This is a genomic window from Gemella sp. 20925_1_85 (genome assembly GCF_041433735.1).
Lineage (GTDB): Bacteria > Bacillota > Bacilli > Staphylococcales > Gemellaceae > Gemella.
Window position 1 is genome coordinate 1 of the sequence record NZ_JAPWCC010000064.1, and the last position, 567, is coordinate 567.

Here is a 567-nt window from a genome sequence, read left to right on the forward strand (position 1 = left end):
AAAAATAATTAACTAAGAAAGGATATTTGTCATGAATAATTTTATCACAAATTTACTATTAATAAAAGACCAAAATATAACTATTGAGGATAAACTTGATCTAATCAATGTAGATGGTCAAGATACATTCTTATTTCATGGAGCTTTATCTTATGAACCAAAGTGTTGTACAAACTGCGGTTGTATAAAAAAAGGAAATAATATAGTTAAAAATGGATTTGGAGACCCATTAAAAGTAGCTTTATTAAAGATGTCAGAATGCCCTGCATACCTTAGATTAAAGAAACAACGCTTCAAATGTAGAGAGTGTAATTCTAAGTTTTGTGCTGAAACATCATTTGTACAAAAGCACTGCAGTATATCTAAAAATCTTATATTTTATATTATGAAGAATCTATCTAAAACATTATCTTTTAAAGATATAGCTGAATTAAGTAATGTATCAGTATCTACAGTACTAAGAGTAATGAAATCATGCAGAGAAGCTGTAGAAGTTAAGACTCATTCAAACCTACCAGAACACCTGTGTTTCGATGAAATAAAATCAACTAAAGATAGTAAAAATGG

At 27.9% G+C, this 567-nt stretch carries 1 protein-coding gene; it reads left to right on the forward strand.

All coding sequences use genetic code 11. The features are described 5' to 3' along the window. Positions 1-31: 31 nt before the first annotated feature. The coding region (locus O3884_RS09020; protein ID WP_371453059.1) for a helix-turn-helix domain-containing protein at positions 32-567 on the forward strand (536 nt) is incomplete at its 3' end.